Here is a 6,025-nt window from a genome sequence, read left to right as displayed (position 1 = left end):
GTCGCACTTCAGTGTCGACGCAAACGCGCAGGGAGCCACACAGGTCCTTCACCTCTATGAAAAAGAACGGATCCTCGGCATCCTGCCGTTCTTCCATTCGTTCGGTTATCTCGTCTTTTGGTTCGTCATGTTCAACAACGCCGGTATTGTGTTTCATCCGTCACCGCTTGACGCGGTCGCCATAGGCGAGCTGGTGCGTCGTTACCGCATATCATTCCTTGTCACTACCCCGACGTTTCTCCAGCTGTATGCCCGCCGCTGCACTCCGGAACAGTTCAGCTCGTTACGCGTCATCGTGACCGGGGCAGAAAAGCTTCCAGTGCGATTGGCTCAAGCCTTTGAGGATCAATTCGGCATCGGACCGATCGAAGGCTATGGTGTGACCGAGTGCGCGCCCGTCATCGCCGTCAATTGTCCTGACTTCCGAGCTGCCGGTTATTACCAGCCGGCAGCTCGACGCGGAACGGTCGGTCAACCACTGCCCGGAATCTCCGTAAAGATCGTCGACCCGGATAGTTTTGCTTCGTTGCCTCCTGGCACACCCGGCATCTTGTTGGTCAAAGGGCCCAACGTGATGAGCGGCTATCTCGGGCGAGAAGACCTCACCTCAAGCGTCATGCACGACGGCTGGTATATCACCGGAGACATCGCTATGCTGGATGACGACGGGTTCCTCACCATTACCGACCGCCTGTCTCGCTTTTCAAAGATCGGCGGCGAAATGGTCCCCCACGGAAAATTGGAGGAGGCCCTGCAACAAGCCGCGGGAGCCGACACGCAGGTCTTCGCTGTCACCGGAATTCCTGATGAAAAGAAAGGGGAACGGCTGGCGGTCCTCCATACACTTGATGAGAGCCATATCGAGGATATCATAGACAAGGTCGCCGCTCAGGGGCTGTCAAACCTCTTCATCCCTTCTCGTAACCAGTTCGTCAAAGTCGACGCCCTTCCACTGCTTGGGACCGGCAAGCTCGACCTGCGGGCGATCAAACGGATTGCAATGGAACGACTGACGTAAGCTGAATTGCGATTAATTCGCACAGGCAGCCGGCTCCTCGGTTGACGTACGCAAGGATTCGACAGTGAGGCAGACACTTCTGCAGGCGAAGGAGGGGCGACGAACACGCTTGCCCCTACGGGTGTGCCTGTTGTTCTCTACTCTCTTAAGCTGCCAATCCCTCCCATCTCAGCAGTGCCTACCACCGCAGATCGACCTGACTCCGGAAGTAGCCGCTCTGACAAAAGCGCGAAGTCAGGGTCAAGCGCTGAGAGACGATCTTGTTGCATTCGCGACTGCGGCCCGTACGGAGATGACAAATGCGACCCCTCCGCCTCCCGCCATTCGGGAGCAGGTGCGTTCAGTGAGAAGTCAATACTTGCTCCTTCGGGAAGTGCTATTTGACCTGGCCTTTCGGCATGCACCCTCCATCGTCGAGAGAATTGAGGACCAAGACCCCTATCCGCTGCTCCTGCGCACGGGAATCAGCGTAGGCGCGGGTGATGAATTGGTGAAGAACTTTCTTGCTATCGCTCCCTTGTTGAGCCTTCACCCGGCTTTCATCGAGACATGGAATGAACCGGATCCGACGACCGGAACTCCTGCGGGCAGTTGGGAACACTCACTCACCGCGTACCGCAACCCCAATTACCTCGACTTATTCACAGCTGCGATCGAACGGCTGCAAACGAACCGCAGACTGCTCGAGATGTGCTGGGAGGCCCCTGCCACGCTGATTCGAACGTTATACCCTTCCGGCGTCAGGTCTGCCATTGAAGATCTGCAAACAACCCTTGCCCTCCTGGGAACGGGTATGGCCGAAGAATACTTCGGCCAGGATGAACGGGATGTAGAGGAACTCATCCGAGAGTCGAAGCAGGTTCGCGCCTTCTGGGCGGAAGCGGCCCCGGCACTTCGGGCGGCCATCGAACGTGATCATGGAGTGATCCGGGGCCATGTGCGCATCCAAGTGTACGAAGCACAACAGGCCTACATGACTCTTCGATCGTCCCTTTATTCTCTGGCGTTCAAACACCTCTATAAACTGACGAGGGCCGACATCCCCTATCCGCTGGAGCTTCGCAGACGAGGCCTGGGTATCTCGTTACTGGCCGCGATCACCTTATACGAAAACACCCAGCAGCTGCAGGATCACGTGGTCAACATTCCAGGCGTGAGGAGTCTTTTGAACCAAGGTGATGATGTTCGAAGCATTCCGCCGAATTTCTGGGACGACATCCATCGAGAGTATGTCAGGATTAAATACCGCGATCTTCTGCAAAAAGGCCTGAACGAGTGGGATCGACTCTCCGTTGAGGGACAGACCGAGCCAATCAGGGATGTCCCCTTCCTTGACTACGTCGCGAAAGAACTCGCTACAAACCCCGTGGTAACAGACATGCGACAGGACAACGTCTTCCGCAAAACGGCACGAGTCATCGGCTACTACCTGAGCCAGGCCCGGGACCTCTTTACCGGCAGTGTGACCGAGATGGAATTTCAGGCTTCCAAAGGATTCGGGAATCTCATGGGGACCGTCGCGTTCAGGCGCGGCAAACTCTCCAAAAGCGACGAGTGGATTGAATTCATAAGAGCCAGGCTGCAACCGGGCGATATCCTGCTCGAGAGCACCCCATTTCGTCTTACTTCCACCTTGATCCCGGGCCACTTCGGTCACGCGGCCCTCTATGTGGGAGAAGCGGAGGACTTGAAGAAGATGAGGTTGGACACCGAGCCGCACATTCAACAACACTGGCGCGATGTCTCGGAGGGGAAAATCATCGCCGAAGCTCTCAGGAACGGGACGCAATTAAATACCCTTGAACATTTCTTGAACATTGACGATCTGGCGATCCTGCGACGAAAACCGGGACAGTTCCCGGCAAACGAGGTCCGGGAAGCGATCAGCCTTGCCTTTTCCCATCTCGGCAAGCGATACGATTTCAACTTTGATACCAATACATGGGATTCGATAATATGTTCTGAGCTCATTTTCAATTCATATATCCATATCCCGTGGACGTTCGGACACGGAATGGCCTCCGGCACCCTGACGCCCGACGATATAGCCATTTTTGCCGGCTCGGATGACAGGCGTCCGTTTGCGTTGATAACTTTTATTCATGACGGAGTTGTCGTCCACGACCTACCAACCAACCGGCTAAACGAAGAAACTTATATACACCTCCTTGGCAGGCAGTATGACAGGGCGCTTCGTCACCGGGCAGAGGCAAGCTCCCGTGACCTGCCCGCGGATGAAATTCTCCGGGCAGGTCTATGAGTCACGCTTCAAGAACGGTTCACCATTTCACGAATCGCGAAGTCCCGTCACTGAAAAGTGACGTCAGTTGAGCAACGAATGACCACTGAGAAATCCCTCATCGACTGCCATGTCCACCTCGCAGCCCTGCCGGATGGCGACAATGGCTGCTACATTTCGCCAAAACTGCTCAAGAGCCCTCTGTTTCGCTTCCTACTCTGGAAGCAAGAACTCTCCCCGGCCCACCCCCATGAGGCTAACGCGCGTTATCTCGAGCATCTGGTCACCGAACTCCGCACCTCAAAGCATGTCCAGAAGGCTGTACTACTCGGCATGGATGGTTTCTATGATCAGACCGGTTTGCTCAATCGCCAACTCACGGACTTCATGATCGGCAATGATTATGTGCTCAACACCGCGAAGGCCCATCCGGACTTGTTTCTCGCCGGCCCATCGATCAATCCCCAGCGGGAGGATGCCGTAGACGAAGTCCATCGCTGCGCCGACGCCGGAGCTGTGTTGATTAAAGTGCTTCCGAACGCCCAGCACTTCAATCCGGCTGACCGGAAATATATCCCCTTCTATCGTGCCTTGGCCGAACGCAAGCTCCCACTCCTCAGCCACGTGGGATTCGAGTTCAGCCTGATCGGGAAAGACCAATCGGTCGGTGATCCTGACCGTCTCCGCATCGCCCTTGACGAAGGTGTCACCGTCATCGCCGCTCATGCCTGCAGCTACGGCCTTATGCTTTATGAAAAGTTCATTCCCACGTTGCACGAATTTACGAAATCTTACCCCGATTTTTACTGCGATATTTCCGCGCTGACTCTGCCTAACCGCTTTCGGATGCTCCTGTATTTGAGGAAGCATCCTGAATTACAAAACCGACTCCTCTTCGGCACCGATTACCCGCTATCGGTATTCCATGTGGCGGCCTGGGGCCGTGTAGGACTGGGTAAGATGTGGAACATGATCCGCACGAAGAATCGATTTGACCGACAGGTGGTTGTGTGCCGAGCCTTAAATCTCGGGTTTCGTTCGCTTGGCGACATTCTCCCCCGACACAGGTAGGATGGCCTCAGCCCCATGAATCGAGACCAGATACTCGCCAGTCTCAGAGAAAGGATCCTGGCCTTTGCGACATTACGAGTATCGAAGGAGCATGCGGAGGACCTGACACAGGATGTTCTCGTCGTCCTCCACGAGAAATACCCGCACGTAGCCGAACTGACGGAACTCGTCCCCTTGGCTTTTCAAGTGCTGCGTTTCAAGATGCTGGACGCCCATCGGAAATCGCTGCGCCGGGGCGAGTACAATCAGGAATCGACCGAGGAACTGCCCTTGGCCGATCCGGCCGACGATCCGGTCACACAACTGGACCAGAAACAGCGCGTCGACCGACTCCTCTCTGCACTGATGCATCTGGGCGAGCGATGCCGCGAGCTCTTTAAATGGAAACTTGAGGGCAGGAGTTTTCCGGAAATCCAGAGGTTGATGAATCAAACTTCGATCAATACGATCTATACGTGGGATCTCCGATGCCGGAAACAATTACTGGCCCAGCTGGGAGGTTCCTGGGACTAACCGATGTCTGAGCACGAACTCGAAAAGCTGCTCGGTGGATTCGCCGCCGATACACTGACCTCCGAGGAGAAGGAGCGTCTCTATGCCGCTGCATTGCAAGACCAGCAGCTCTTTAATGCTCTCGCGGATGAGCAGGCACTTAAAGAGTTACTAGCCGATCCGGCAGTACGCCGCCGGCTGTTGCAAGCGTTGCGCAACACATCTTCCTCCTCCGCAGGTGGGTTTCTCCCTTGGCTGAACTGGCTCAGACGACCTGCGAATCTTGCACTGGTAGGGGGATTTGCCGCTGCTGTTTTCGCTGTAGTCCTGGGCACAAACATCTATCAGGAGAGTCTGGAGCAAGCCGCACAATCCGTCGCCACGGAGGACATGACACCGTCTTCTCCTCCGGTGTCAGCGCCGGCGGCCTCACAATCCGTGCCTCCCCCAATTGCCGAACATACAACCAAAGGAGCGGAGGAGATCGCACGGGAAGAGCAATTAGCGAAGAAAGACAGGCTATTCGACAAAATGGCAGCACGAGAACAGCCGGCGCCTGCCACCTTGCAAGTCCCCAAGACTCCGAATGCCCCCACTGATGTGGACAAACAACACCGCGAACAGGTTACCGCTCGTCGGCAATCCCAAGGGCCTCAAACCGAAGGTGACAAAGCGTCAACTGATCTTGGCACGTCACCGGATCAGAAACTGGCGGCTACCCCAACACCGCAAGCTTTGGAGCAGCGTGCTTCGCAAATGCACGCGAGGGAACCGGTCGGCGGAGCTACTGCACCAACAGTCAGTGCCCGAGCATTGTTTTATGGAGAGTTGGCGGCTCGTCCTGATTCAGGCTCAAGGGCTCAGGAACCAGAAAGTGCGATGAAATCGCTGGCTGAATCTACCCCGCAAGAGAGTAAATCTGAACGAATGACTGAGCCAATGGCGAAGCTCGGTCGAGCCAAGGGAGAGATCTCCCCCGTAAAGCCCCTCGGCCTCCGGTACAGTTTCACCACGCGTGGGATAGACGGGGAGGAGAGGGAAGTCGATAAAGAAACCGCCCTCAAGAGCGCGCCAGCAGCATCGCTCACAGTGGAGGTGAACCAAAATAGCTATATTCAGATTTGGGAGACAAGAGAATCCTCGACACGTCTTCCGCTGTTTCCCGATAAAGAGTCGGGCAAAATTTCCTCAAGGATAATCCCCGG

Annotated in this window: 5 protein-coding genes; all 5 read left to right on the top strand. The window is 55.7% G+C overall.

The genetic code is table 11. The features are described 5' to 3' along the window. On the top strand, window positions 1-1,018 hold a 1,018-nt coding region (locus tag ACWVCN_RS01075), incomplete at its 5' end, for an AMP-binding protein (protein WP_455243654.1). Between the two features lie 292 nt (window positions 1,019-1,310). Further along, window positions 1,311-3,278: a YiiX/YebB-like N1pC/P60 family cysteine hydrolase gene (locus tag ACWVCN_RS01070; RefSeq protein ID WP_455243653.1), complete on the top strand. Its 1,968-nt coding sequence runs from the start codon at window positions 1,311-1,313 to the stop codon at window positions 3,276-3,278. Window positions 3,279-3,356: 78 nt separating this feature from the next. Beyond that, window positions 3,357-4,328 (top strand): amidohydrolase family protein, encoded by a 972-nt coding sequence (locus ACWVCN_RS01065; RefSeq protein WP_455243652.1) that lies wholly within the window; start codon window positions 3,357-3,359, stop codon window positions 4,326-4,328. A 15-nt stretch (window positions 4,329-4,343) separates the two neighbouring features. Then, window positions 4,344-4,841 carry an RNA polymerase sigma factor gene (locus ACWVCN_RS01060; protein ID WP_455243651.1) on the top strand — a complete coding sequence of 166 codons (498 nt, stop codon included), beginning with the start codon at window positions 4,344-4,346 and terminating at the stop codon, window positions 4,839-4,841. A 3-nt stretch (window positions 4,842-4,844) separates the two neighbouring features. Continuing rightward, window positions 4,845-6,025, top strand: a 1,181-nt coding sequence (locus ACWVCN_RS01055; RefSeq protein ID WP_455243650.1) for a hypothetical protein, incomplete at its 3' end; no start/stop codon positions are given.

Source organism: Petrachloros mirabilis (genome assembly GCF_975968855.1).
This window is presented reverse-complemented; position numbering and strand designations above follow the sequence as displayed.